This window comes from Cytobacillus pseudoceanisediminis, from assembly GCF_023516215.1.
Lineage (GTDB): Bacteria > Bacillota > Bacilli > Bacillales > Cytobacillaceae > Cytobacillus > Cytobacillus pseudoceanisediminis.
In genome coordinates this window covers 3,791,124-3,817,500 of sequence record NZ_CP097349.1, presented here as the reverse complement: position 1 = coordinate 3,817,500, position 26,377 = coordinate 3,791,124, and the positions used below count along the sequence as shown (strand labels likewise).

Below are 26,377 nucleotides of genomic sequence, written 5' to 3'. Positions count from 1 at the left end.
CCTATCCGTCGTGGGCGCAGGAAATTTGAGAGGAGCTGTCCTTAGTACGAGAGGACCGGGATGGACGCACCGCTGGTGTACCAGTTGTCTTGCCAAAGGCATCGCTGGGTAGCTATGTGCGGAAGGGATAAGTGCTGAAAGCATCTAAGCATGAAGCCCCCTCGAGATGAGATTTCCCATAGCGTCAAGCTAGTAAGATCCCTGAAAGATGATCAGGTTGATAGGTCAGAGGTGGAAGCGTGGCGACATGTGGAGCTGACTGATACTAATCGATCGAGGACTTAACCAAAACGAAAAGCGGAGGCGACTGTTCAACTTTGAGAGACGTTGGAGAGCCGGCCATTCAAATCCTGGTTTTGGGATTTGGAGGGACGGATCGAAACGGCCGAGAAGTTAGGAGCCGAAGCTAGACAAGTCATTGGTGAATACTCGGCAAATGCTTCTTCATGCATTATCTAGTTTTGAGGGAACGAAGTTTCTTCAACCAAATAGTCCGGTGGCGATAGCGAGAAGGTCACACCCGTTCCCATACCGAACACGGAAGTTAAGCTTCTCAGCGCCGATGGTAGTTAGGGGCTGTCCCCTTGTGAGAGTAGGACGCTGCCGGGCATATGAAAGAGCACCTGATGGGTGCTCTTTTTTGTGTGTTTGGATGTATTACTTTATCCAAATATTATATTTGAACTCTTCTTTTTGGTGGAAAATACATATATGCGTCACTTTTTCATGTTATGCTTCACTTTGGAATTTATATGCGTCCCTTTTACTCGTATATGTGTCAGAATTCATTTATATTCGCCACTCCTTACTTCACTGCCTGTTTTATGTGTTAAATCTGTTCTTTACCAAGATATATTATGCCAAATGTGAAATAAACTTCTAATCGAGATAGAAACATGCTGGATAATCTCCAAAACCTATTAGATAAAAACCTTTAGATACTCTCTCCTTTATATAGCCTCAACTAATGAAGGCATAATTCAGCCGTTTCATCCCACTCAAAAAAGGATAACCTATTCATAAAGAATCCAATTTGCAAAAAAAGGTTATCAAACGCCAATTTCTTTTGTACAATAGGGACTTAATGGGGAAGGGGCGCCCATATGCCTTTAAATCCCCCATAAAGGAGGACGCTTGCTTTGCTGGAAAACAGTTTTATTATGGTCGCTATTATTTTGATCATTAATATTGTATATGTATCATTTTTTACCATCAGGATGATTCTTACGCTTAAGGGGCAGCGGTACCTTGCAGCTTTTATAAGCACCATCGAAGTTGTTATCTATGTCATAGGTTTAGGGCTGGTTCTGGATAACCTAAATGAAATACAAAATCTGATTGCTTATGCAGTCGGTTATGGAATTGGCGTTATTGCCGGCATGAAAATTGAAGAGAAGCTTGCTCTTGGCTATATTACGGTAAATGTAATTACAAAGGAATATGACAGGGATCTTCCAAAAGCTTTAAGGGATAAAGGCTATGGTGTCACAAACTGGGCTGCCAATGGACTTGAAGGCGATAGGATGGCCCTTCAGATCCTGACACCAAGAAAATATGAATTAAAGCTTTATCAGACGATTAAAGAGCTGGATCCTAAGGCCTTCATCATCGCTTATGAGCCAAAAACGATTCATGGCGGTTTCTGGGTGAAATCTGTTAAGAGAGGAAAGTTATCCCAATGAGCAAAGCCAAAAACAAAATGGTGTTTGAGGTCCAGGAAAACGAAACGATTGACCAGTGCCTGGACAGGATACAAAAGGCAGGATATATACCTGTTAGAAGGACTGAGAAGCCTATATTTAAAGAAGTTAAGACGGGTGGTAAAGTCGATTATGAACCGGCTGGAAGGCAGATAGTTTTTGAAGCAAAACGATTAGAAGATTAAAACACGAACATTAATTGTCTGACTTTTAGTATTGTTCGATTTTTCGATTGACAGAGTATCAGGTATGTTGTTAATATGATGGTAGTTAATAAAACGTGAATAAACCCCTCGTATAATAATGGGAATAGGGCCCATAAGTTTCTACCCGGCAACCGTAAATTGCTGGACTATGAGGGAAAGCTGATATGCCCGGCATGTAGAAGGAATGGTTCCTGCCGTTTGCAGGTGTCTTCCTTATGGTTCTTTTTAGCCCGGACAGATTACTTTCTCTCATATTAAGAGAAGGGTCTGTGCGGGTTTTTTATATTGGAAGATTTGGAGGAGAAAGAATGAGCGCACAAGCAGCAGTCATTATGGGAAGCAAATCAGATTGGGAGACAATGAAGCACGCTTGCGGAATTCTGGAAGAGCTTGAAATCCCTTATGAAAAAAAGGTTGTTTCAGCCCATCGGACTCCAGATCTTATGTTTGAATATGCTGAGCAGGCAAGAGACAGAGGAATAAAGGTAATTATTGCGGGTGCAGGAGGAGCGGCACACCTTCCAGGAATGGTTGCAGCGAAAACGACACTTCCTGTCATTGGAGTGCCAGTCCAATCAAAAGCTCTAAACGGACTGGATTCATTGCTGTCCATTGTTCAGATGCCCGGCGGCGTCCCGGTTGCAACGGTTGCGATTGGAAAAGCAGGAGCCACTAACGCCGGATTGCTGGCAGCACAAATACTTGGCGCTTTTGATACAGCCATTGCAGAACGTCTTCAGTCAAAAAGAGATAAAACAAAACAGGAAGTACTAGAAAGCAGTGATGAACTTGTCTAATAAAACAATTTTACCTGGACAAACAATTGGAATTATTGGCGGGGGACAGCTTGGGAGAATGATGGCACTTGCAGCAAAAGCAAATGGCTTCAGGATTGCCGTTTTAGATCCGGCAGAAGACTCTCCTTGCGGCCAGGTTGCGGATATTAAAATCATTGGAGAATATGGCCATTTAGATTCTATAAAAGAGTTAGCTGACGTCAGTGACGTTGTGACATATGAATTTGAAAATATCAGTGCGGAAGCTCTTGAGTGGCTATGTGCAAATGCGTACGTCCCACAGGGGAGCGAGGTGCTGGAAATCACCCAGGACCGGACAAAGGAAAAAGCAGCCATCCAAAAAGCCGGCTGCGAGGTAGCGCCATATGCGGTCATTACTACTGAAAAAGATATTTATGATAATATAGAAAAGCTTGGCTATCCAGCAGTATTAAAGACATCCAGAGGCGGATATGACGGAAAAGGGCAAGTTGTAATAAAGAGCGGGCAGGATATTAAGAAAGCTGCACAGCTTCTTGAGAATGGCGTGTGCGTCCTTGAAAAATGGATTCCATTCGAAAAGGAAATATCGGTTATTATCTGCCGGAATATCTCGGGAGAAAAAGCGGTATTTCCAGTCGGGGAAAATGTCCATAAAGAAAACATTCTGCACCAGACAATTGTGCCGGCCATGATCACAGCCGATGCTGAGGAAAGGGCAATAAATGCAGCAAACCAGCTGGCAGAAGCTTTAAGCCTTGTCGGTACATTGGCAGTCGAAATGTTTCTGACAAAAGACGGACAGATTTACATTAACGAGCTTGCGCCTCGTCCGCATAACTCAGGCCATTATTCGATAGAAGCTTGCGAAACCTCCCAGTTTGAACAGCACATCCGTGCAGTTTGCAATTGGCCGCTTGGCAGCACGGAGCTATTAAAACCGGCTGTTATGGTAAACATACTAGGAGAGCATCAGGAGCCTTTAATTAAGAAAATACCTGAATTGGATGACTGGAAGATTCACTTGTATGGAAAAAAGGATGCCAAATATAAACGCAAGATGGGCCATGTCACGCTTTTGCGGAAATCAGCCGAAGAGGCACTTGAAGAAGCAGAAAGAAGCGGCATTTGGACCCCTGTGAAGGAAAAGATCGGAGGATAAAACATGATTGAACGCTATACGAGACCGGAAATGGGAGCTATCTGGACAGAAGAGAACCGCTTTCAGGCTTGGCTTGAGGTAGAAATTCTTGCTTGTGAAGCTTGGGCTGAATTAGGGGATATTCCGAAAGAAGATGTTCAGAAAATCCGTGAGAATGCTTCTTTTAATATTGACCGTATTAAAGAAATCGAAGAGGAAACACGGCATGATGTGGTCGCTTTTACTCGTGCGGTATCTGAAACGCTTGGCGAGGAACGCAAATGGGTTCATTACGGGCTTACTTCCACAGATGTGGTTGATACGGCGCTTTCATACTTAATCAAACAGGCGAATGATATTCTTCTAAAAGATATCGAACGCTTTGTGGAAATCCTGAAAAACAAAGCACAGGAACACAAGCATACAGTAATGATGGGCCGTACGCACGGGGTACATGCTGAGCCGACTACATTCGGATTAAAGCTTGCACTATGGTATGAAGAAATGAAGCGTAATCTTGACCGCTTTAAAGAAGCAGCTGCTGGAGTGGAATTCGGTAAAATCTCAGGTGCAGTTGGAACATATGCAAACATCGATCCGTTTGTTGAAAAATATGTGTGTGAAAAGCTGGGCATCCAGCCAGCGCCCATTTCAACGCAAACACTTCAGCGTGACCGTCATGCACATTATATGGGGGCGCTTGCGCTTGTAGCCACTTCAATTGAAAAATTTGCGACAGAGATCCGCGGCCTGCAAAAAAGCGAAACGCGTGAAGTGGAAGAGTTCTTCGCGAAAGGTCAAAAGGGATCTTCAGCAATGCCGCACAAACGCAACCCGATTGGTTCAGAAAATATGACGGGAATGGCAAGAGTGATCCGCGGCTATATGATGACTGCGTATGAAAATGTGGCATTATGGCATGAGCGGGATATTTCCCACTCATCAGCTGAAAGAATCATACTGCCTGACGCAACGATTGCGCTGAACTATATGCTGAACCGCTTTGGAAATATCGTGAAAAATTTAACAGTCTTCCCTGAAAACATGAAGCGCAATATGGACCGTACGTTAGGGCTGATTTACTCTCAGCGTGTTCTTCTGGCCTTAATTGACAAAGGCATGACTCGTGAAGAGGCATATGATACTGTTCAGCCGCGGGCTATGGAAGCGTGGGAAAAACAGGTGCAATTCCGCAGCCTGATCGAGCAGGACGAGACGATTACATCAAAGCTAACCGAAGCAGAAATAGATGACTGCTTTGACTATAACTACCACATCAAGCATGTGGACACCATTTTTGACCGTCTAGGTTTATAAAAAAATAAAGAGGTAAAGAGCAGTCTTTACCTCTTTATTATCGGGAAAATTCCCAATCTTCTTAATAATAATGTCTAGCAGACATGTGCTATTCAAATAAGGGAGGCTCTCCGCTATGGAAAAAGGAGAATTGTTATACGAAGGCAAAGCCAAAAAGGTTTATCAAACAAACGATGAAAATATCGTCTGGATTGAATACAAAGATTCTGCAACAGCCTTTAATGGTGAGAAAAAGCAAGCATCAGCGGCAAGGGCCGTTTGAATAACGAGATTACGAGTTTGCTTTTTTCAAAGCTTCATGACCTGGGAATTGAATCTCACTTTATTGAAAGACTTTCAGAGACTGAGCAGCTTGTTAAAAAGGTGGATATCATTCCGCTCGAAACAGTGGTCCGCAATGTTGCAGCGGGGAGCTTTTCTAAGAGATTGGGAGTTGTAGAAGGGAAAGAGTTACCGAGGCCGATTGTTGAATTCTACTACAAAGATGACGAGCTCGGTGATCCGCTGCTGACAGAAGATCATATTGAAGTTCTTCAGCTGGCTGATAAAAAGGAAGCAGCCCTTTTACAGGAAAAGGCACTTCAGGTTAATGCCATTTTAAGAGACTTTTTCAAAGACCTCGGCATTAAATTAGTAGATTTTAAGCTGGAGTTTGGTAAAGATGAATCAGGACAAATTCTGCTGGCTGATGAGATTTCGCCAGATACTTGCAGGCTTTGGGATATTGAAACAAATGAAAAGCTGGATAAAGATGTTTTCCGCAGAGACCTTGGAAATTTAACAGATGCTTATGAAAATATTTTAGCTCGACTGGGAGGCCAAACAGTATGTACAAAGTAAAAGTTTTCGTCACATTAAGAGAAAGTGTTCTAGATCCTCAAGGAACAGTTGTAAAAATTCTCTGCATTCCATGAATTACAGCGAAGTGTCTGATGTGCGCATTGGAAAATACATGGAACTGATAGTGGATAAAAGCGACCGTCCTGTTGAAGAAGCTGTGAAGGAAATGTGTGAGCGCTTATTAGCTAATGTAGTGATTGAAGATTACCGCTTTGAAATTGAGGAGGCTGTTGCTCAGTGAAGTTTGCTGTGATCGTATTTCCAGGGTCTAATTGTGACATCGACATGTACCATGCAGTAAAGGATGAGCTTGGAGCGGAAGCCGAATATGTCTGGCATGACGCGGAAAGTTTAGACGAATATGACGGGATTCTTCTTCCCGGCGGTTTCTCTTACGGAGATTATCTCCGTTCGGGTGCTGTCGCACGCTTCAGTAATGTCATGAAAGAAGTTGTTAAAGCGGCTGAAGCAGGAAAGCCGATCCTGGGCGTCTGCAATGGATTTCAAATCCTTCTTGAAGCTGGTCTTTTGCCTGGGGCAATGAGAAGAAACGATAGCCTGAAATTCATCTGCCGCACCGTGGAGTTACGGGTTGAAAACAATGAGACCATGTTTTCATCTGCATATGAGAAGGATGAAGTAATCAATATTCCGATCGCCCATGGTGAAGGAAACTATTATTGTGATGAAGCTGTTCTAGCTGAATTGAAGAAAAATAACCAAATCGTTTTTACTTACAATGGAACGAATCCAAATGGCAGCCTGGAAAACATCGCAGGCATTGTCAATGAAAAAGGAAATGTACTCGGCATGATGCCGCACCCTGAAAGAGCTGTTGATGAGCTTTTAGGGGGAGCAGATGGCCTGAAACTTTTTCAATCAATCGTAAAACAATGGAGGGAAGCACATGTCGTTAATGCTTGAGCCAAGTCCGGAACAGTTAAAGGCACAGAAGGTATACAAAGAAATGGGTTTGTCTGATGACGAATTTGCGATGATTGAAAAGATTATCGGGCGTTTGCCAAATTACACAGAAATCGGTTTGTTTTCGGTTATGTGGTCAGAGCATTGCAGCTATAAAAACTCAAAGCCCGTTTTAAGCAAATTTCCGACAACAGGAGAGAAAGTACTTCAGGGACCAGGGGAAGGAGCTGGAATTGTTGATATCGGCGATGGGCAAGCAGTTGTTTTTAAAATTGAAAGCCACAACCATCCGTCTGCAATCGAGCCTTACCAGGGGGCAGCAACAGGTGTCGGCGGGATTATCCGCGATGTATTTTCAATGGGAGCAAGACCGGTCGCGCTCCTCAACTCTTTACGCTTTGGAGAATTGGATACTCCTCGTGTACGGTACCTTTTTAAAGAAGTAGTCGCAGGCATTGCAGGTTACGGAAACTGCATCGGCATTCCAACAGTTGGGGGAGAAGTGCAGTTTGATTCTTCCTATGAAGGAAATCCGCTTGTAAACGCTATGTGTGTCGGCTTAATCGACCATAAGGATATTAAAAAAGGCCAGGCCCATGGAGTAGGCAACACAGTCATGTATGTTGGAGCAAAAACCGGCCGTGACGGTATCCATGGTGCTACTTTTGCATCTGAAGAATTAACAGACCAATCAGAATCAAAACGCCCGGCTGTCCAGGTTGGCGATCCATTCATGGAAAAGCTTCTGCTAGAGGCATGCCTTGAACTGGTCCAGTCTGACGCACTTGTCGGCATTCAGGATATGGGAGCTGCCGGTCTGACAAGCTCTTCTGCTGAGATGGCCAGCAAAGCGGGATCCGGAATTGAAATGAATCTTGACCTTGTTCCTCAAAGGGAAACAGGCATGACTGCATATGAAATGATGCTTTCCGAGTCTCAGGAGAGAATGCTGATTGTCGTGAAAAAGGACGCGAGCAGGAGATCGTTGATTTATTTTCCAAGTATGGCCTTGAAGCAGTATCTATCGGCAAGGTAACCGATGATAAAATGCTCCGCCTGACTCATCAGGGAGAAGTGGTAGCAGAGCTGCCGGTAGATGCGCTTGCAGAGGATGCGCCGGTTTATCATAAGCCATCAAGCGAGCCGGAATATTTCCGCGAATTTCAGGCAATGGAAAATGAAGTTCCTGCGGTTGAAGATTATAAAGAAACATTGGTAAAGCTCCTTCAGCAGCCGACAATCGCCAGCAAGGAATGGGTTTATGACCAGTATGACTATATGGTCCGCACGAATACAGTAGTGGCACCTGGATCAGATGCTGCAGTCATTCGCATCCGCGGCACCCGCAAAGGATTGGCCATGACGACAGACTGTAATTCACGTTATATGTATCTTGATCCTGAAACAGGCGGAAAAATTGCTGTGGCTGAAGCAGCAAGAAATATCATTTGCTCCGGCGGTCAGCCATTGGCGATAACAGATAATCTTAACTTCGGAAACCCGGAGAAGCCTGAAATCTTCTGGCAAATCGAAAAAGCGGCAGATGGAATCAGTGAAGCATGCCGCACATTGAATACGCCAGTTATCGGCGGAAACGTCTCTTTATATAACGAAACAAATGGAACAGCTATCTACCCAACACCTGTCATTGGAATGGTCGGGCTTGTTGATGACATTGATCATGTTACAACACAATCATTTAAAGCAGCTGGTGATCTTATTTATCTGGTAGGCGAAACAAAGGATGAGTTCGGCGGCAGTGAGCTGCAGAAGATGACATACGGCAAGATTTTTGGAAAAGCGCCTGAACTTGATCTCGAAAAAGAAGAAAAGGCACAGGAACAAATTTTAAAAGCTATTCGTTCGGGACTTGTTGCATCTGCCCATGATGTGGCAGAAGGCGGTTTAGCGGTAGCAGCTGCGGAAAGCCTGATTGGTTCAACAGGTCTGGGAGCGGATATCAAGGTAAAAGGAAATGCGACTTCAGCTTTATTCAGTGAATCACAATCCCGTTTCTTGCTATCTGTCAAAAAAGAAAACCAGGAAGTATTTGAAAGTTTAGTAGACGCGACATTAATCGGTGAAGTAACAGAAGCACCTATACTTTATATCTCCAATGAAGAGGGCCTATTGCTTGCTGAACAGGTTGACGTTCTAAAGCAGGCCTGGAAAGGGGCTATCCCATGCTTGCTGAAATAAGAGGACTGAATGAAGAGTGCGGTGTTTTTGGAATCTGGGGGCATCAGGATGCTTCCCAGATCACGTATTACGGGCTTCATAGTCTGCAGCACCGCGGCCAGGAAGGCACGGGAATGGTTGTTACCGATGGCAAAAAGCTGAAAGGCATAAAAGGTGAGGGGCTAGTAACGGAAATTTTCACTGCAGATGCCATGAAGGAACTGGAAGGAAAAGCAGCAATCGGACATGTACGCTATGCGACTGCCGGCGGGGGCGGATATGAAAATGTCCAGCCTCTGCTATTCAACTCACAAAGCGGAAGTCTTGCACTTTGCCATAATGGAAACCTGGTGAATGCGACTGCATTGAAGCATCAGCTTGAAGGACAGGGAAGCATTTTTCAAACGAGCTCGGATACAGAGGTGCTGGCTCACTTAATTAAGCGTGCAGGCTTCTCTTCACTTAAGGACCGTGTCAAAAATGCTTTATCCATGATTAAAGGAGCTTATGCTTTTCTGATTATGACCGAAACAGAACTGATGGTTGCGCTGGATCCGAACGGCATGAGGCCGCTCTCGCTTGGCAAAATCGGCGATGCTTATGCGGTTGCATCTGAAACATGTGCTTTTGATGTTGTCGGTGCAGAGTATATCCGCGATATCCTGCCAGGAGAACTGCTGATTATTGACGACAATGGATTCCGTTCTGAAATGTTTGCAATGGCCTCTAATATTGCAATGTGCACAATGGAATATGTTTATTTTTCCCGTCCGGACAGTAATATCAACGGGATCAACGTTCATACAGCCCGGAAAAACCTTGGAAAGCAGCTTGCCTTTGAGGCGCCAGTTGAAGGGGACGTCGTTACGGGCGTACCTGACTCAAGCATCTCTGTCGCGATTGGCTATGCTGAAGCTACAGGCATTCCATATGAGATGGGCTTGATAAAAAACCGCTATGTTGGCCGGACTTTTATCCAGCCATCCCAATCGCTGCGTGAGCAGGGTGTAAAAATGAAGCTGTCTCCGGTACGCGGAGTTGTAGAGGGCAAGAGAGTCATCATGGTGGACGACTCGATCGTTCGAGGAACAACAAGCAGACGGATCGTCACAATGCTGAAAGAAGCAGGAGCTACAGAAGTGCATGTGCTTATCAGTTCACCGCCAATTAAAAATCCATGTTTCTATGGAATCGACACATCAACAAAGGAAGAATTGATTGCCGGCAATCATTCAGTTGAGGAAATAAGAGAAATCATTGGTGCGGACACACTTACCTTTTTAAGTACAGAGGGCATGGTCAAAGCAATCGGCCGAAAAGACGGACAATGCCTGGCATGCTTTACAGGCCAGTATCCGACGGAGATTTATCCAAGCACTTTGCATCCTTATGAAAAGGTATAAATATGAAACTTGGCCGGTATTTTGCTCTTTTTGGCCGGTAAATATAAAGAATTAACCGGTAAATCATCATTTTTGACCGGTAAAAGCACAATGTTGGCCGATAAAATACAAAATCGGCCTTTATTTTTCCAACCAAGAGGTGAAAAGGAATGGCAAATGCATATAAACAGGCCGGAGTAGATATTGAAGCTGGCTATGAAGCAGTTTCCCGCATGAAAAAGCACGTACAGAAGACGATTCGTCCTGGTGTGCTTGGCGGTTTGGGCGGATTTGGCGGCATGTTCGATCTATCTGAACTTAACCTGAAGGAACCGGTTTTAGTATCAGGTACAGATGGTGTCGGCACGAAGCTGATGCTCGCTTTTATGATGGATAAGCATGACACGATTGGGATTGATGCGGTCGCAATGTGTGTAAATGATATTGTTGTACAGGGAGCGGAACCTCTTTATTTCTTGGATTATATCGCCTGCGGAAAAGCGGCGCCTGAACGGATTGAAGCGATTGTGAAAGGAATTGCGGATGGCTGCGAACAGGCAGGATGCGCACTCGTAGGCGGTGAAACAGCTGAGATGCCTGGCATGTACAGTGAGGAAGAATATGACCTTGCCGGCTTTGCGGTCGGTGCCTGTGAAAAATCCAGCCTGATTAATGGTTCCGATATTAAAGCTGGAGATGTACTGATTGGGCTTGCATCCAGCGGAATTCACAGCAATGGCTACTCACTTGTCAGAAAGCTGTTTTTTGAAAAAGCGAATCTGTCCTTGACAGATCATGTAGAAGAATTAGGCTGCACTTTAGGGGAAGAGCTGCTTCGCCCTACAAAAATTTATGTAAAGCCGCTTCTATCAGCTATGAAGCAATTCAAGCTGAAGGGCATGGCGCATATTACCGGAGGCGGATTTATTGAAAATATCCCCCGCATGCTGCCTGAAGGTCTTGGCGCCCAGCTTAGTGAAAGCAATTGGGAAGTGCCGCCTGTGTTCACGCTTATGGAGAAGATCGGCGGACTGGAACGCAAAGAAATGTACAACATTTTTAATATGGGAACAGGCATGGTGATTGCAGCGGATAAAGAAAATGCTGATAAACTAATCACCTATTTTAATGATATCGGAGAAAAATCCTATCTAATGGGGACAGTGACGGATCAGGAAGGAATTGAAATTCTGTAACTTGGAGGAAGTCATGAAAAAAATCGCAGTGTTTGCTTCCGGAAGCGGAACGAACTTTCAGGCCATTGCCGATGCTGTAAAAAAAGGTGATTTGCAGGCTGAGATCGTCTTGTTTGTCTGTGATCGGCCAGGTGCATACAGCACACAGCGTGCACAAAACGAACAGGTTCCGCAGTTTGTTTTTTCAGCTAAAGACTATGCTGGCAAAGCAGAGTATGAAAGAGCGATTTTGCAAAGGCTGAAGGAGAGCGGCGCCGAGTATATTATTCTCGCAGGCTACATGAGACTGATCGGCCCGACGCTTTTGAAAGAGTTTGAAGGCAGGATTATTAATATCCATCCTTCTCTTCTTCCTGCTTTTCCTGGTAAGGATGCAATTGGCCAAGCGTTATCTGCCAATGTGAAGGTAAGCGGTGTAACGGTTCATTTTGTCGATGAAGGTATGGATACTGGGCCGATTATTGCTCAAGCGGTAGTTGATATAAGTGCGGGTGAAACGCTGGATAGCCTTCAAAAGAAGATACATGAAGTCGAGCACAAACTTTATCCGCAGGTTTTGCAAAATCTTTTCTATGCTAAAATGGTAGAGAACTAAAGTGTATCATTCAACAGAGACAGGGGGAGCGAACATGAAGAAACGTGCATTAATCAGTGTTTCCGATAAAAATGGCATAACAGAATTTGCCGAGCAGTTAAGCGAACTGGGTTTTGAAATTATCTCAACAGGCGGTACAAAAAAAGCGCTGGAAGAGAGTGGAGTCCCCGTTATCGGAGTAAGTGATGTGACAGGCTTTCCGGAAATTTTGGAAGGGCGTGTGAAAACATTAAATCCAATGATTCATGGCGGGCTGCTGGCAAAGCATGGCGAACCAGGCCACAAACAGCAGCTTGAGGAGCATGGAATCCAGCCTATCCAGGTTGTGTGCGTGAATTTGTATCCGTTCCAGCAAACTATCGCTAAGCCAGATGTGACAGTAGAGGATGCGATAGAGAATATTGATATCGGCGGCCCGGCCATGCTGCGTGCCTCCGCCAAAAACCATGACTATGTAACGGTTGTGGTGGATCCGGCCGATTATGAAACAGTTCTTTCACAGCTAAAAGAAACCGGAGAGGTTCAAAAGGAAACCCGCCGCAGACTCGCTGCAAAGGTTTTCCGCCATACTGCTTCCTATGATGCGATGATCGCTGAATATATGACAGATTTGGCAAATGAAGAAACACCTGAAAAATTAACGGTTACGTATGAACTGAAGCAAACATTGAGATACGGGGAAAATCCGCATCAAAAGGCTGCCTTTTACCGCAAGCCGCTTGGTTCTGAATTTTCGATTGCTAACGCTGAACAGCTTCACGGCAAGGAATTATCCTACAACAATATCAATGATGCAGATACAGCTCTCCAAATAGTAAAAGAATTCTCAGAGCCTGCAGCGGTTGCAGTTAAGCATATGAATCCTTGCGGAGTGGGGACTGGGGAAAATGTATTCGAAGCTTTTTCAAAAGCTTTCGAGGCGGACCCTGTATCAATCTTTGGCGGCATTATTGCCCTGAACAGGGAAGTAGACGCTGAGACAGCGAAAAAGCTATATGAAATCTTCCTTGAAATCATCATTGCACCTTCCTTCTCAAATGAAGCGCTTGAGATTTTAAAAGGGAAAAAGAATCTGCGCCTGCTGACTATTCCTTTTGAAGGCAAAAAGAAAGCGGAGATGAGATTGTCCGCCATTGAAGGCGGCTTGCTGACGCAGGAATATGATCTATTCACCCTTGATAATGCAGAAGTAAAAGTTCCGACCAAGAGAGAGCCAACAGAAGAAGAGTGGAAAGCATTGAAGATGGGCTGGAAAGTTGTGAAGCATGTAAAATCCAATGCCATTGTCGTAAATGATGCAAATATGACACTTGGGGTCGGTGCCGGGCAGATGAACCGCGTAGGCTCTGCCAAAATTGCGCTTGAGCAGGCCGGTGAAAAAGCGAACGGAGCTGTACTGGCATCCGATGCCTTTTTCCCAATGAACGATACAGTTGAAACGGCAGCCAAAGCAGGCATCACAGCCATCATCCAGCCGGGAGGCTCAATCCGTGATGAGGATTCCATCAAAAAGGCTGATGAGTACGGAATTGCAATGGTCTTTACAGGCGTACGTCATTTTAAACATTAATCGAAAAGCGGAAGCGCCTCGATCAGGGGCGACAAGCATAAGACGAGCTGTCGGAAAGGTGGCCCTTTACCTTTTTGACAGGTTGGCTTATGACCTCGAGCCCCTAGGCGCTGGAGCTGGACAATACGAAAAGCGGAAGCGCCTCGATCAGGGGCCTTGCTATTATAGCTGACATTTTTACGGAGGTGGGCGTAATGAAGGTATTGGTTATAGGAAGAGGCGGCCGAGAGCATGCAATTTGCTGGAAGATGAATCAAAGCCCTTCAGTGAAACAGGTTTTTGCGGCTCCAGGAAATCCGGGAATGGAAGATTCAGCTCAAGCGGTTGCCATCCAGGAACATGAACAGGAAAAACTTGTGCAGTTTGCTCAGGATAATGAAATCGAATTGACTGTAATCGGGCCGGAAGTGCCGCTGCTTGAGGGGCTGGCTGACCGATTTGAAGAAGCCGGGTTAAAGGTATTTGGGCCGAGAAAAGCAGCAGCCGAAATTGAAGGCAGCAAGTCCTTTGCCAAGGAGCTAATGAAGAAATATGCTATCCCCACTGCCGAATATGGGGTATTCAGCAACTATGAAGAAGCGAAAGCCTATATTGAAGCAAAAGGCGCTCCCATTGTTCTTAAAGCAGATGGCCTTGCAGCCGGAAAAGGCGTAATAGTGGCCATGACTATGCAGGAAGCATTGTCTGGGATTGAGGAACTATTATTGAATGAAAAGTTTGGCCAAGCTTCTTCAACGGTTGTAATTGAAGAATTCCTTGAAGGCGAAGAATTTTCCTTAATGGCCTTTGTGAACGGTGAAACGGTGATTCCGCTAGAAATTGCACAGGACCACAAGCGTGCCTATGATGGAGACCAGGGACCGAATACTGGCGGAATGGGGCTTATTCACCGGTACCGCATATTGGTGATGAAACAGTTGCAGCGGCTGTTGAACATGTTTTGAAGCCGGCAGCAAAAGCAATGATTCAGGAAGGCCGAAGTTTTACCGGTATCCTGTATGCAGGTCTGATCAAAACAACAGCAGGCCCGAAGGTAATTGAATTTAATGCCCGTTTTGGAGATCCTGAAACACAGGTGATTTTACCCCGCATGAAGTCGGATCTGGCGGGAGTAATGCTGGCAGTCCTAAAAGGGGAACAGCCTGAAATCGAGTGGGATAAGGAAGCAATCGTCGGAGTGGTTGCTGCTTCTAAAGGCTACCCTGAAGCTTATGAAAAAGGAGCCGTTCTGAATGGGCTTCAATCACTTACAAATGTCTCCGTCTTCCATGCCGGCACTGATCGAAACAGCTCAGGTGAGTATGTGACAAATGGAGGCCGCGTGCTGCTGGCAGGCGCTAAAGCTCCTACTCTGAAAGAAGCACAGCAAAAGGTATATTCCGAACTCGAAAATCTTCAGTGTGAAGGTGTATTCTACCGCAAAGATATTGCCGATAAAGCTATCGCGCACGTCCTTTCTTAGTCTTCCGGATATACACAAACAGGAGTGCTACAATGCTTCCAATTATTGCTGCCAGGACGAACGTCATATCCATTACGTATTCCCAAAACATATTGTCAGCTCCTTTCAATTTTCCAGCCCCCATATAGGGAGCTGGATTTTTTAAGAAATTTAAGATGGATTATACGGGAGAATTTCCTCAACAGCATCATCATTATTGTGATTGCCATCCTGCTTTCGCTTTTCCTGAACCATGTCCTGGCCTCTTTCAAAAAGAGCTGTCAAAGGGCAAAAGCGGACAATTCCCTCTGCCACCTTCATGCCGCCCAGCATGGCCATCATGAGGTAAGAGTCCCGCCAAGGTCTTTTCACAAGCTTTGAAGTGCTCCAGGCTAAGACAGTTAATCCGACTGTTATGCGTATTAAGGCATTTACTATGCCGATATTTGGTTTTACATTCATGGTTGTGTCACCACTTTCACAAAAATTTTACAATCTTTTACTGATTCTTTAATGCGTTAAACAGTGAAATATGTTACTATAAAAAACAAGAGAAATGAAAGGGCTTTCTTTATTGATTTATAGCCATTTCACTCATTGATTTTATTCTAAAAACAGAGTCTTTTATATATAGATATCAACAAGGGAGGGAGTATGGTGCTGGAACAGCGTTACCGTTGGAAAAACAGACACTTGCGTGAACATGTTTCCGTATTGGACGGAAAACTGTCACCGACGATATTACTAAAGAACGCCCGTTATCTTAATCAGGCACTTCGCAAATGGATAACAGCAAATATATGGATTTATGGCGACCGTATTGTTTATGTGGGCGAAAAGCTGCCGGAAAAAATAGAACAGTGTGAGGTCGTTGATTGTACGGGACTCACGCTGGTTCCTGGATATATTGAACCGCATGCCCATCCATTTCAATTATATAATCCCCATTCCCTGGCGAGCTATGCATCGCAGTTTGGTACAACAACCCTGATTAATGACAATATGGTCCTTGCTTTACAGCAGGATAAAAAGAAAGCGTTTTCTTTCCTGAAGGAAATGAGAAACATGCCTGCAACAACCTATTGGTGGTGCCGATTTGATGCACAAACGGAAATCCAGCATGAAGAATCCGTTTTTTCGCATGGGAACGTTAAATCATGGCTTGAGCATGATGCCGTGCTTCAGGGAGGAGAGCTTACAGGCTGGCCGAAGCTTTTGGATGGCGATGATATGATGCTTCATTGGATTCAGGAGACTAAGCGGATGAGGAAAAAGATTGAAGGCCATTTTCCTGGGGCATCCGAAAAAACGCTGGCAAAGCTCATGCTGCTTGGTGCTGATTGCGACCATGAGTCGATGACGGGAAAGGATATTTACAATCGTCTTTTACAGGGATATACCGTATCTCTCAGATATTCTTCCATCCGTCCCGATTTGCCGGTTTTATTGGACGAGATGCATGAAATCGGCATTGATCAATATGATCGGATGATCTTCACAACAGACGGTTCCTTTTCCTCCTTCTATGAACAGGGAATTATTGACCATATGATCCGCATTGCCATAGATAAAGGAGTGCCGGTAATTGATGCTTATAACATGGCTACCATTAATGTGGCCCGTCATTATGGAATCGATTATTTACATGGCTCCATTGCGACAGGAAGGGTGGCCAATATTAATTTTCTGTCAGATGAAAAAGAACCAACTCCATTATCTGTTATTGCCAAAGGGGAGTGGGTGAAAAGAGATGGTGAAAACCTGCACGCCTATAAGCCTGTAGAATGGGGAGAATACGGCTTCGAACCGCTGGATATTGATTGGGAGCTGACTGCTGATGATATGCAATTCTCCATGCCTTTCGGGATAAAACTGGAGAATGCAGTTATTACGAAGCCCTACTCCATCACGATTGACGTTTCATCCGAAGAACTGGAGAAAGACCATGATGAATGTTTCTTCATGCTTGTTGACCGGAATGGACACTGGCGCATAAATACGATACTAAAAGGGTTCTCGAAAAGCCTGGATGGAATGGCAAGTTCTTTTTCCAATACCGGTGACATTATCTTAATTGGAAAAAGAAAACAGGAAATGCTGAATGCTTTTAACCGGCTGAAAGAAATTGGCGGAGGCATTGTCATATCAGAAGGTGGAAGAATTGTCCAGGAGATGGAACTCCGCTTAAAGGGTGTGATGTCCCATAAAAATGTGGAGGAATTAATGGAGGAAGAAAAACAGCTTGTTCATTATTTGCGTGATCAAGGCTATAGACATGAAGATCCAATGTATACGCTGCTCTTTTTCTCTTCAACGCATCTGCCTTATATCAGGATTACTCAGCAGGGGATGTATGATGTAATGAATAAAACGGTACTCTTTCCAACGATAATGCGTTAAAATATAAAAGTATACTATATAATAGAGATAAAGACTGCTCAGTGGTGGAGCTAACATAGAACCTGCATCAAAGCAAAAAACACAGGGGTGCTAAATGCTAAAAAGATGGATAGCTGTATCAGCAGCGGCAATGCTTTTAGTCTCTGGCTGCAGCAAAGAAAAAACTGAAGAGCCTGAAAAACAAGATACGGAAAAAGCGGAAGAGGCTGCAAAAGGGGTAAGCTCTGAAAAAGAACTTCCATTTCACTATCCTCTCACAGGCTTCGGGTCGGAGGCTGAGGTGGATGGAAGGGCTGTAGCGGTGATGATCAATAATCATCCGAAAGCCCGTCCGCAATCCGGGCTTAACCAGGCTGATATCGTCTACGAATTGCTGGCAGAAGGGGACGTGACGCGTTTTCTTGCTATTTTTCAAAGTGAGCAGCCCGAAATGATAGGGCCGGTAAGAAGTTCAAGAGATTATTATATTGAGCTGGCGAAAGGCTATGACAGCCTCTACATTGCCCACGGCTATAGTCCGGAAGCCAAAGAATTGCTGGATCAGGGCTATATTGATAATCTGAATGGAATGCAGTATGACGGTACACTGTTTAAACGGGAAAGCTTCCGCCAGGCTCCTCATAATTCCTATATTTCATTCGAAAATGTGCTGAAGGGTGCAAAGGAAAGAAATTATGTGATGGAAAACGAACCGGAATCTCTGGCGTTTCTGTCGAAGGAAGATGCAAAGGCTATTCAGGGAGAGGATGCTGACTCTGCCATGATCTCCTATTTGGACAATGAATTATTCAATGTCATCTATGAGTATGATGCGGCACTGGAGAAATACAAAAGATATTCCAATGGCGAACTTACAGCTGATTACAAATCCGGCGAACCTGTATTGCTTGATAACATCTTCATTGCAGAAGCAGACCATAAAGTGGTTGACAGCGCGGGCCGCCGTGATATTAACTTAACTTCTGGGGGAAAAGGATACCTCCTGCAAAAAGGGAAAGTGACAGAAGTAAAATGGGAAAATATTGACGGGCGAATTCTTCCTGTATTAAATGGGAAACAGGCTGGCCTGGTGCCAGGAAAGACCTGGATCAACATCGTTCCATCAAGCATGGGCAATGAGCAAACGGTTTCCTTTGAAGCTAAACAATAATTATGTCAAAAACTATTACAATAAAGGGGTATGCAAATATATGCAAATTGATAAGCTAAGAGGCAAAGAACTGGATCAGTTATTTAAATCTGTTTTATCTTTAAATGACCTGGAAGAGTGCTATCGCTTCTTTGATGACTTATGCACAGTTAATGAAATACAGTCCCTGGCTCAGCGTCTGGAAGTGGCACGCATGCTTCGTGAAGGCAAAACCTATCATAAAATTGAAACAGATACGGGCGCAAGCACGGCAACCATTTCCCGCGTGAAGCGATGCCTCAACTATGGAAATGATGCCTATGAAATGGCACTGGAAAGAATCAAAGAAGAAGAACCTGAAAAAGCGTAAATATTCGTATTACTTAAACCGATGGGGCTGTTCCCGCGGTTTTTTTCTTTGTTTCCCTAATAATTTTTTCCACCTCATAAAGACTTCCTGCTTTACTTTTTTATCTAGCTTCAGCGCCCAGCCCCTCGAGGTCGCTTCAGGCAAGCTGATGAAGTCAAAAAAACGACTTCATCCACTGACCTTCCGACGTACAGGATTACTAGTGCCGACGTTGCCACAGGACGTGGCAGCGTCGGCCAGCGCTTGTCCGGGCTGTTCGAGGCGCTTCAGCTTTTATTTTTATTCACTATCTTAAATGATATAATGATGAAATGGAATGATAGAATGGAGGCAATTTTGCATGTATGATGTTCGCGAATGGAGCCACGTTTTTAAGCTCGATCCGGATAAAAATATATCAGATGAAAACCTGGAAATGATTTGTGAGTCTGGAACAGACGCGATTATTGTGGGCGGGACGGACGGAGTAACGCTGGAAAAGGTGCTGGATTTAATGGCACGCATCCGCCGATACACAGTCCCTTGTGTGCTGGAGGTTTCAACCATTGATTCAATTACCCCGGGCTTTGACTTATACTTTATCCCGACAGTCCTTAACAGCCGGGACGTGAAGTGGATTACAGGCCTTCATCAGGAGGCTGTAAAAGAATATGGGGATGTCATGAATTGGGAAGAAATTCTGGTTCAGGGTTATTGCATCCTGAATGAAGATTGCAAAGCGGCACACGTTACCAATTCAAGGACAGATTTATCATTGGATGAGGTAAGGGCATATGCCATGATGGCTGAGAAGATGTTCAGCCTGCCAATCTTCTATCTGGAATACAGCGGAAAGTACGGAGACGCTGAAGTGGTCGCAGAGGTGAAAAATACGCTTGAAGAAACCGTATTATTTTACGGCGGCGGCATCATGAATGCCGAGCAGGCAAGTCAAATGGCTGAGCATGCGGACGTAATTGTGGTCGGAAATATTATTTACGATGATCTGCAGGCTGCATTGGCCACTGTCGAAGCTGTTCGTGCCTAATTCAGTTGCTGATGATTATAAAAAAAGATAAAATAGATATAAGAACATATGTTTCTATGGTGGTGAAGAGAAGAAATGCAATTTTTAACGGATAAATTATTGAACGGACTGAATCCGCAGCAGCAAAATGCGGTAAAAACAACAGACGGACCACTTCTTATAATGGCAGGAGCGGGAAGCGGAAAGACAAGAGTGCTTACCCACAGGATTGCTTACTTGATGGTAGAAAAGGGTGTGAACCCCTACAATATTCTGGCAATCACTTTTACAAACAAAGCAGCCCGTGAAATGCGTGACCGTATTCATAACATGATGGGCGGAGCTGCAGATGAAATCTGGATTTCGACGTTCCACTCCATGTGCGTTCGAATCTTAAGAAGAGATATTGACCGTATTGGCTATAACCGCAATTTCACGATTCTTGATTCAACAGATCAGCAATCGGTGATTAAATCAATCCTCAAGGATAAAAACCTGGATCCAAAGAAATTTGATCCGCGTGCTATCCTGGGGTCTATCAGCTCGGCAAAAAATGAATTGATTACCCCTGAAGAGTATGCGAAAACAGCAGGAGATTATATTCAGCAGGTTGCAAGTGATGTATATACAGAGTACCAAAAGAGACTAAGACGCAACCAGGCGCTTGATTTTGATGATCTTATTATGATCACGATTCAGCTGTTCCAGAGAGTGCCGGAAGTGCTTGAATATTATCAGCGCAAATTCCAGTACATTCATGTGGATGAGTACCAGGATACTAACAGAGCGCAGTATATGCTGGTCAAGCTTTTGGCAAGCCGTTTTAAGAATCTGTGTGTGGTCGGTGATTCCGATCAGTCCATCTATAAATGGCGCGGTGCGGACATAGCCAACATCCTTTCTTTTGAAAAGGATTATCCAAATGCACAGACTATTATGCTCGAACAAAATTACCGATCAACTAAAAGGATTCTGCTGGCTGCGAACGAAGTCATCAGCAAGAACCTCAACAGAAAGCCAAAAAACCTTTGGACTGAAAACGCAGAAGGCAATAAGATCTTCTACTATCGTGCCGACAGCGAGCAGGGAGAAGCGCAGTTTGTTGCAGGGAAAATTAAAGAATACATCAGCAGCGGCAAGCGAAGCTTTTCGGATATTGCTATCTTGTACCGCACAAACGCACAGTCCCGTGTAATGGAGGAAGTACTGTTAAAGTCGAACATTGAATATTCCATTGTCGGCGGCATCAAGTTCTACGACCGCAAAGAAATTAAGGACATCCTTGCTTACCTGCGTCTGATTGCAAATCCGGATGATGATATCAGCCTTCAGCGTGTCATCAATGTGCCAAAACGCGGAATCGGCTCCGGTTCCGTTGATAAAATCGCCAACTTTGCACAGCTTCACGAGATGAGCATGTTTGAAGCTCTTGAGTCCATTGAACTGATTGGCCTGAGCCCGAAAATTACAAAAGGGGCTATTGAATTCAGGGATTTGGTTAAAAACTATACACAAATGCAGGAATACTTATCTGTGACAGAACTTGTGGAAGAGCTGCTGGAGAAATCAGGCTACCGGGATATGCTCATTGCCGAGAAGTCCATTGAAGCCCAGAGCCGTCTGGAAAACATTGATGAATTCCTATCTGTTACAAAAAACTTTGAAGAAGCCAGCGAAGATAAATCGCTTATCGCATTTTTGACTGATCTGGCTCTTGTGGCTGACATTGATAAATTGGATGATGATGGGGAAAAAGCTGAATCAGTTGTGCTTATGACACTTCACTCAGCAAAAGGGCTAGAGTTCCCTGTTGTCTTTTTACTAGGTCTTGAAGAAGGTGTATTCCCGCACAGCCGTTCTCTAATGGAAGAATCGGAAATGGAAGAGGAGCGCCGTCTTGCTTATGTGGGAATCACGCGGGCAGAAGAAGAGCTTTACATTACGAATGCACAAATGCGTACTTTATTTGGACGCACGAATATGAATCCGCCATCCCGATTTATCAAAGAAATTCCTGCTGATTTGCTGGATGGGCTTGAACCTGCTAAAAAGCCGTCTCCATTTGGATCATCCCCGTTTGGATCTCCTTCAGCTTCAAGAGGAGCACAGCCTCAGCGGAAAGCGGTGGTTCGTCCATCTGCATCGAATACAGGCGGAGATGAAATTGACTGGAAAGTCGGCGACAAAGCCCAGCACGGAAAATGGGGTACAGGTACAGTTGTCAGTGTAAAAGGTTCCGGCGAAGGAACAGAGCTGGATATTGCGTTCCCAAGACCAGTTGGCATTAAACGTCTGCTGGCCAAATTTGCACCGATTACAAAGGCGTAAACTTAGAGCAGCCTGCCAGGCATTTTTTAAAGGATTATAGAAAGGGTTGAATGTATGGACCTTCAATTGGCAGAAAAAAGGTGAAAGATCTGCACAACCTTTTGAATCAGTATAATTATGAATACCATGTTCTTGATCAGCCGTCTGTTCCAGATGCTGAATACGATAGACTGATGAGGGACCTCATTGAGCTTGAAGAGCAATTTCCCGAGCTGAAAACAGAAGATTCTCCAACACAGCGGGTTGGAGGGGAAATTCTTGATATGTTCGAAAAGGTGGAGCATCAGTCACAAATGCTCAGTTTGGGCAATGCCTTCAGTGAGCAGGACCTAAGAGACTTTGACCGCCGTGTCCGCCAGGGTGCAGGTGAAAATGTTTCTTATGTATGCGAATTGAAAATCGATGGGCTGGCTGTCTCCCTCCGTTATGAGGATGGGCTTTTTACTCTCGGTGCCACACGCGGGGACGGATCCATCGGTGAAAATATCACAGCAAATTTAAAGACCATTCGCTCTATCCCTCTCCGGCTGAAAGAGAGTGTCACGATGGAAGTGCGCGGTGAGGCATTCATGCCAAGGCGTTCTTTTGAGAAATTGAATAAAGCGAAAGAGGAGAATGGGGAAGAGCCTTTCGCAAACCCAAGGAATGCCGCAGCAGGTTCATTAAGGCAGCTTGATCCGCGTCTGGCGGCAAAGCGAAATCTCGATATTTTTGTCTACGGCATAGCGAATGTAGGGGATACAGGCGTTGTATCCCATAGCGAAGGTCTGGATTATCTGGATAGCCTTGGATTTAAAACGAATAAAGAACGCAAAAGATGTGAAAGCATCGAGGAAGTCATTGAATATGTACAGGGATGGACTGACAAACGTCCAAACCTGTCTTATGATATTGATGGCATCGTTATTAAAGTCGATTCACTTGAATCACAGGAGCAGCTTGGCACTACGGCAAAAAGCCCACGCTGGGCCATTGCTTATAAATTCCCTGCAGAAGAGGTTGTTACCACATTAAGGGATATTGAATTAAGCGTGGGGCGAACTGGCGTAGTTACGCCAACTGCACTTCTGGAGCCTGTCCGTGTTGCCGGAACGACTGTTCAAAGGGCGTCACTGCACAACGAAGATTTAATTCGCGAAAAAGATATTAAGATTGGCGATCAGGTCGTTGTGAAAAAAGCAGGAGATATTATCCCTGAAGTTGTAAATGTACTGGCTGACAGGAGAACGGGTGAGGAGCAGGATTTTAACATGCCGACACATTGCCCTGAGTGTGAAAGCGAACTGGTCCGCCTTGATGGTGAAGTGGCATTGCGCTGCATTAATCCAAAGTGCCCGGCCCAGATCAGGGAAGGCCTAATTCACTTTGTATCCCGCAACGCCATGAACATTGATGGCCTTGGTGAAAAGGTGATCAGCCAATTATTTGCCGAAAATCTGATTAAAGATGTGGCAGATATCTATAAATTAACGTATGAACAGCTCATCCAGCTCGAGAGGATGGGTGAAAAGTCAGTAAATAACCTCATTCAGGCAATTGAAAACTCCAAGGGCAACTCATTGGAAAAGCTTTTATTTGGGCTGGGGATCCGCCATGTTGGCGCAAAGGCAGCCAAAACGCTGGCCCAGGAGTTTGGCCATATGGAAGCACTTGAAAAAGCATCCCGGGACAATTTAACAGCTATCAATGAAATTGGTGAAAAAATGGCTGATTCCATCGTTTCCTTCTTTGATCAGGAAGAAGCCCATGAACTGATTGCGGAGCTGAAAGCAGCTGGGGTCAACATGGCTTATAATGGGCCAAAGCCTGTTTTGGCCGAAAACTCGGATAGCTTTTTTGCAGGAAAAACAGTGGTTCTGACAGGAAAGCTTGAAATAATGAGCCGGAATGAAGCAAAAGAAAAAATAGAGGCGCTAGGCGGTAAAGTATCCGGAAGCGTCAGCAAGAAAACAGATGTTGTAATCGCCGGAGAAGAGGCTGGATCCAAACTGACGAAGGCCCAGGAGCTTGGAGTTGAGGTTTGGAACGAGGAGAGACTGGTTGAAGAATTAAATAAGTAAGAGGGTGTAAGCTCCGTGAAAAAACTGATGATGCTTGCTTTATCTCTAACCCTTCTGCTAGCAGGCTGTGCGCCTAATTTTAATAAGCAGGAGGAAGTTGTTCAGGAAGACAAGAACGAAAAGGATAAGGCAATCATTCCGAACTATAAAATTTCTGAAAAGTATTATCGAACACTGCTGCCTTTTGAACCAAGTGAATCCAGAGGTCTCGTGGTCAATAATGTAAACACCAAATATGATATCAATGAATTTGAGACAGGACTTATGAGAGTTGCGCAAAACACGTTTGATCCTGATAAATACTTATTCCAGGAAGGACAGTATCTAAAGAGAGGCACAGTCCAGGCTTGGCTAAACCGTAAATTCACTGATGCTCAGCTGAAGGAACGCGAAATGAAGGCAGAAGACAATATCGGCTTAAATCCAATGATCGCAGATGGCGGAGATATTGATAAAAACAATGAAAAAAGCCCGATCTACCTTGCCCATATTCTTGAACACAACTATTTGCTGAAAAATGATGATGGAAAAGTGGGGCTCGGCGGTGTTGTAATTGGCCTTGCCATGAACTCTGTCCATTATTATCAAAAGGAACAATATGGTGCCACTTTCGAAACAAAGATTGACCAAGATGTCATCGAACGGGAAGGTAAAAAGCTGGCTGAAGAAGTACTGCAGAGAGTACGGCAAATCAAAGGCCTGAAAGATGTGCCGGTAACCATTGCTTTGTTTGAACAGCAATCAAGAACTTCGGTGGTGCCAGGCAGCTTCTTTACATACGCTACGGCGGATAAAGGAAGCACCAAGCTTGGCGGATGGGAAGACGTCAACGAGAAATATGTCCTTTTCCCTTCAAACACGGCTGAAAAAAATCATCGAGATGATTTAACGGCTTTTCTTAACTTTAAACAGGATGTAGAAACCTATTTCCCAAACTTCAATGGAGTTATCGGGAAAGCCTTCTACGCTCAGGACCAATTGCAGGAAGTTAATATTGATATCCCAATCCAATTCTATGGAAAAGCAGAAGCGATTGGATTTACGCAATATGTAACAGGGCTTGTCGTCAAACACTTCCCTGAATACATCTCAGTCCAGGTAAATATCTCATCTGTCAACGGACCGGAAGCACTAGTAGTCCGGAAAGCAGACCAAAGCGAACCTTTTGTCCACATCTATCAATAGAACCAGGGTACCCAGAAGTGCAGAAGATGCATCTTCTGGGTTTTTTTAATTTCAGGAAAGAGGGTTACGGGCATTGTGGAAAATTGGAAGCAGTTTGAGAAAATCTGGTGTCATAGAGGCTTTATGAAGACGAAAAAGGAAGAAGCTCGAGGGAAATGGAAACCATAGAGGCTTTATGAAGACGAAAAAGGAAGAAGCTCGAGGGAAATGGAAACCATAGAGGGTTTATGAAGACAAAAAAGGAAGAGGCACGAGGAAAATGGTCGTCATAGGCTTCATGACGACGAAAAAGGAAGAGGCTCAGGAAAATGGTAGTCATAGAGGGTTCATGAAGACGAAAAAGGAAGAGGCACGAGGAAAGTGGTCGTCATAGAAGGCAATGGCGACACAATAGAGAGATGCAAGAATAAGGGTCCCCATAAAAGTTCATAGCTGTAAAAATGATAAGAAGTAAACAAAAATGATATTCACTGCTAAAAAATAACAGCACTAAAATTTTTTATATAACAGTTTTATCCAAAACCTGCCACAAGAATCTTCAACCCCTTATCCTTCTAAGTAAAACTGCAATTTCTCTCGATGGATGTTAATATATAACATCAGCGGAGAATGTTTGAAGATAATGTTATTTTC

General features: G+C 44.4%; 19 protein-coding genes, 2 rRNA genes, 5 pseudogenes and 1 riboswitch (1 of these 27 running past the window's edge). Of the genes and pseudogenes, 24 read left to right on the top strand and 2 right to left on the bottom strand.

Features of this window, described 5'->3' with window-relative positions; all coding sequences use genetic code 11:
* The 17 genes and pseudogenes from M5V91_RS20615 to M5V91_RS30625 all read left to right on the top strand — a co-directional run.
* Nucleotides 1–289: ribosomal RNA gene (locus M5V91_RS20615) — 23S ribosomal RNA — on the top strand (it extends 2,645 nt beyond the left edge of the window).
* A gap of 203 nt (nt 290–492) precedes the next feature.
* A 5S ribosomal RNA gene (gene rrf, locus M5V91_RS20610) occupies nt 493–609 on the top strand.
* Between the two features lie 530 nt (nt 610–1,139).
* Entirely contained in the window at nt 1,140–1,682 is a 543-nt protein-coding gene (locus M5V91_RS20605) for a DUF2179 domain-containing protein (RefSeq protein WP_009336735.1), read from the top strand.
* Nucleotides 1,679–1,885, top strand: a complete 207-nt coding sequence (locus M5V91_RS20600) for an NETI motif-containing protein (RefSeq protein ID WP_019382942.1) — start codon at nt 1,679–1,681, stop codon at nt 1,883–1,885. Before M5V91_RS20605 ends, M5V91_RS20600 begins: the two co-directional genes overlap by 4 nt.
* 88 nt (nt 1,886–1,973) lie before the next feature.
* A riboswitch (purine riboswitch) is annotated at nt 1,974–2,075 on the top strand.
* 139 nt (nt 2,076–2,214) lie between these two features.
* The gene (gene purE / locus M5V91_RS20595) at nt 2,215–2,703 is read left to right on the top strand and encodes a 5-(carboxyamino)imidazole ribonucleotide mutase (protein ID WP_026041807.1); all 489 of its coding nucleotides are present in this window, start codon (nt 2,215–2,217) and stop codon (nt 2,701–2,703) included.
* Nucleotides 2,690–3,844, top strand: a complete 1,155-nt coding sequence (gene purK, locus M5V91_RS20590) for a 5-(carboxyamino)imidazole ribonucleotide synthase (protein WP_175502193.1) — start codon at nt 2,690–2,692, stop codon at nt 3,842–3,844. The genes purE and purK overlap by 14 nt, the downstream gene beginning before the upstream one ends.
* A 3-nt stretch (nt 3,845–3,847) precedes the next feature.
* On the top strand, nt 3,848–5,140 hold the full coding sequence (gene purB / locus M5V91_RS20585) for an adenylosuccinate lyase (RefSeq protein ID WP_009336739.1): 1,293 nt from the start codon (nt 3,848–3,850) through the stop codon (nt 5,138–5,140).
* A gap of 115 nt (nt 5,141–5,255) precedes the next feature.
* Nucleotides 5,256–5,980: pseudogene (gene purC / locus M5V91_RS20580) on the top strand (phosphoribosylaminoimidazolesuccinocarboxamide synthase).
* Nucleotides 5,968–6,221 (top strand): annotated as a pseudogene (gene purS, locus M5V91_RS20575) (phosphoribosylformylglycinamidine synthase subunit PurS). The pseudogenes purC and purS overlap by 13 nt, the downstream one beginning before the upstream one ends.
* A complete protein-coding gene (gene purQ / locus M5V91_RS20570; protein WP_019382937.1) occupies nt 6,218–6,904 on the top strand; it encodes a phosphoribosylformylglycinamidine synthase subunit PurQ in 687 nt (228 codons plus the stop codon). Before purS ends, purQ begins: the two are co-directional and overlap by 4 nt.
* A pseudogene (gene purL, locus M5V91_RS20565) lies at nt 6,888–9,103 on the top strand (phosphoribosylformylglycinamidine synthase subunit PurL). Before purQ ends, purL begins: the two are co-directional and overlap by 17 nt.
* Nucleotides 9,088–10,485, top strand: coding sequence for an amidophosphoribosyltransferase (gene purF / locus M5V91_RS20560; RefSeq protein ID WP_071158092.1), 1,398 nt, complete (start codon nt 9,088–9,090; stop codon nt 10,483–10,485). The pseudogene purL and the gene purF overlap by 16 nt, the downstream one beginning before the upstream one ends.
* Nucleotides 10,486–10,634: 149 nt before the next feature.
* Entirely contained in the window at nt 10,635–11,660 is a 1,026-nt protein-coding gene (purM, locus tag M5V91_RS20555; RefSeq protein ID WP_019382935.1) for a phosphoribosylformylglycinamidine cyclo-ligase, read from the top strand.
* Between the two features lie 13 nt (nt 11,661–11,673).
* Nucleotides 11,674–12,255, top strand: a complete 582-nt coding sequence (purN, locus tag M5V91_RS20550; protein ID WP_019382934.1) for a phosphoribosylglycinamide formyltransferase — start codon at nt 11,674–11,676, stop codon at nt 12,253–12,255.
* A gap of 34 nt (nt 12,256–12,289) precedes the next feature.
* Nucleotides 12,290–13,825, top strand: coding sequence for a bifunctional phosphoribosylaminoimidazolecarboxamide formyltransferase/IMP cyclohydrolase (purH, locus tag M5V91_RS20545; protein ID WP_251175372.1), 1,536 nt, complete (start codon nt 12,290–12,292; stop codon nt 13,823–13,825).
* Nucleotides 13,826–14,019: 194 nt separating this feature from the next.
* Nucleotides 14,020–14,837: pseudogene (gene purD, locus M5V91_RS30630) on the top strand (phosphoribosylamine--glycine ligase); the annotation flags it as partial.
* Nucleotides 14,838–14,915: 78 nt separating this feature from the next.
* Nucleotides 14,916–15,287: a phosphoribosylglycinamide synthetase C domain-containing protein gene (locus M5V91_RS30625; RefSeq protein ID WP_369425996.1), complete on the top strand. Its 372-nt coding sequence runs from the start codon at nt 14,916–14,918 to the stop codon at nt 15,285–15,287.
* On the opposite strand, the gene M5V91_RS30620 is transcribed toward M5V91_RS30625, so the two are convergent.
* Nucleotides 15,265–15,378: an EYxxD motif small membrane protein gene (locus tag M5V91_RS30620; RefSeq protein ID WP_335582802.1), complete on the bottom strand. Its 114-nt coding sequence runs from the start codon at nt 15,376–15,378 to the stop codon at nt 15,265–15,267. The genes M5V91_RS30625 and M5V91_RS30620 overlap by 23 nt on opposite strands.
* A gap of 59 nt (nt 15,379–15,437) precedes the next feature.
* Nucleotides 15,438–15,728: a YgaP family membrane protein gene (locus tag M5V91_RS20535; RefSeq protein WP_009336749.1), complete on the bottom strand. Its 291-nt coding sequence runs from the start codon at nt 15,726–15,728 to the stop codon at nt 15,438–15,440.
* A gap of 195 nt (nt 15,729–15,923) precedes the next feature.
* Here M5V91_RS20535 and M5V91_RS20530 point away from each other — a divergent pair, with 195 nt between their 5' ends.
* From M5V91_RS20530 to M5V91_RS20500, 7 genes and pseudogenes are all read left to right on the top strand, one after another.
* Nucleotides 15,924–17,666 carry an adenine deaminase C-terminal domain-containing protein gene (locus tag M5V91_RS20530; RefSeq protein ID WP_026041806.1) on the top strand — a complete coding sequence of 581 codons (1,743 nt, stop codon included), beginning with the start codon at nt 15,924–15,926 and terminating at the stop codon, nt 17,664–17,666.
* Between the two features lie 94 nt (nt 17,667–17,760).
* Nucleotides 17,761–18,816, top strand: a complete 1,056-nt coding sequence (locus M5V91_RS20525) for a DUF3048 domain-containing protein (protein WP_019382931.1) — start codon at nt 17,761–17,763, stop codon at nt 18,814–18,816.
* A 40-nt stretch (nt 18,817–18,856) separates the two neighbouring features.
* Nucleotides 18,857–19,165, top strand: coding sequence for a YerC/YecD family TrpR-related protein (locus M5V91_RS20520; RefSeq protein ID WP_019382930.1), 309 nt, complete (start codon nt 18,857–18,859; stop codon nt 19,163–19,165).
* Nucleotides 19,166–19,505: 340 nt separating this feature from the next.
* Nucleotides 19,506–20,192 carry a heptaprenylglyceryl phosphate synthase gene (gene pcrB / locus M5V91_RS20515; protein WP_251175371.1) on the top strand — a complete coding sequence of 229 codons (687 nt, stop codon included), beginning with the start codon at nt 19,506–19,508 and terminating at the stop codon, nt 20,190–20,192.
* Nucleotides 20,193–20,267: 75 nt separating this feature from the next.
* The gene (gene pcrA / locus M5V91_RS20510; RefSeq protein ID WP_251175370.1) at nt 20,268–22,499 is read left to right on the top strand and encodes a DNA helicase PcrA; all 2,232 of its coding nucleotides are present in this window, start codon (nt 20,268–20,270) and stop codon (nt 22,497–22,499) included.
* Between the two features lie 54 nt (nt 22,500–22,553).
* Nucleotides 22,554–24,559: pseudogene (gene ligA / locus M5V91_RS20505) on the top strand (NAD-dependent DNA ligase LigA).
* Between the two features lie 15 nt (nt 24,560–24,574).
* Complete coding sequence (locus M5V91_RS20500; RefSeq protein WP_019382927.1) at nt 24,575–25,744, top strand: CamS family sex pheromone protein; 1,170 nt, start codon at nt 24,575–24,577, stop codon at nt 25,742–25,744.
* The last annotated feature ends 633 nt before the right edge of the window (nt 25,745–26,377 follow it).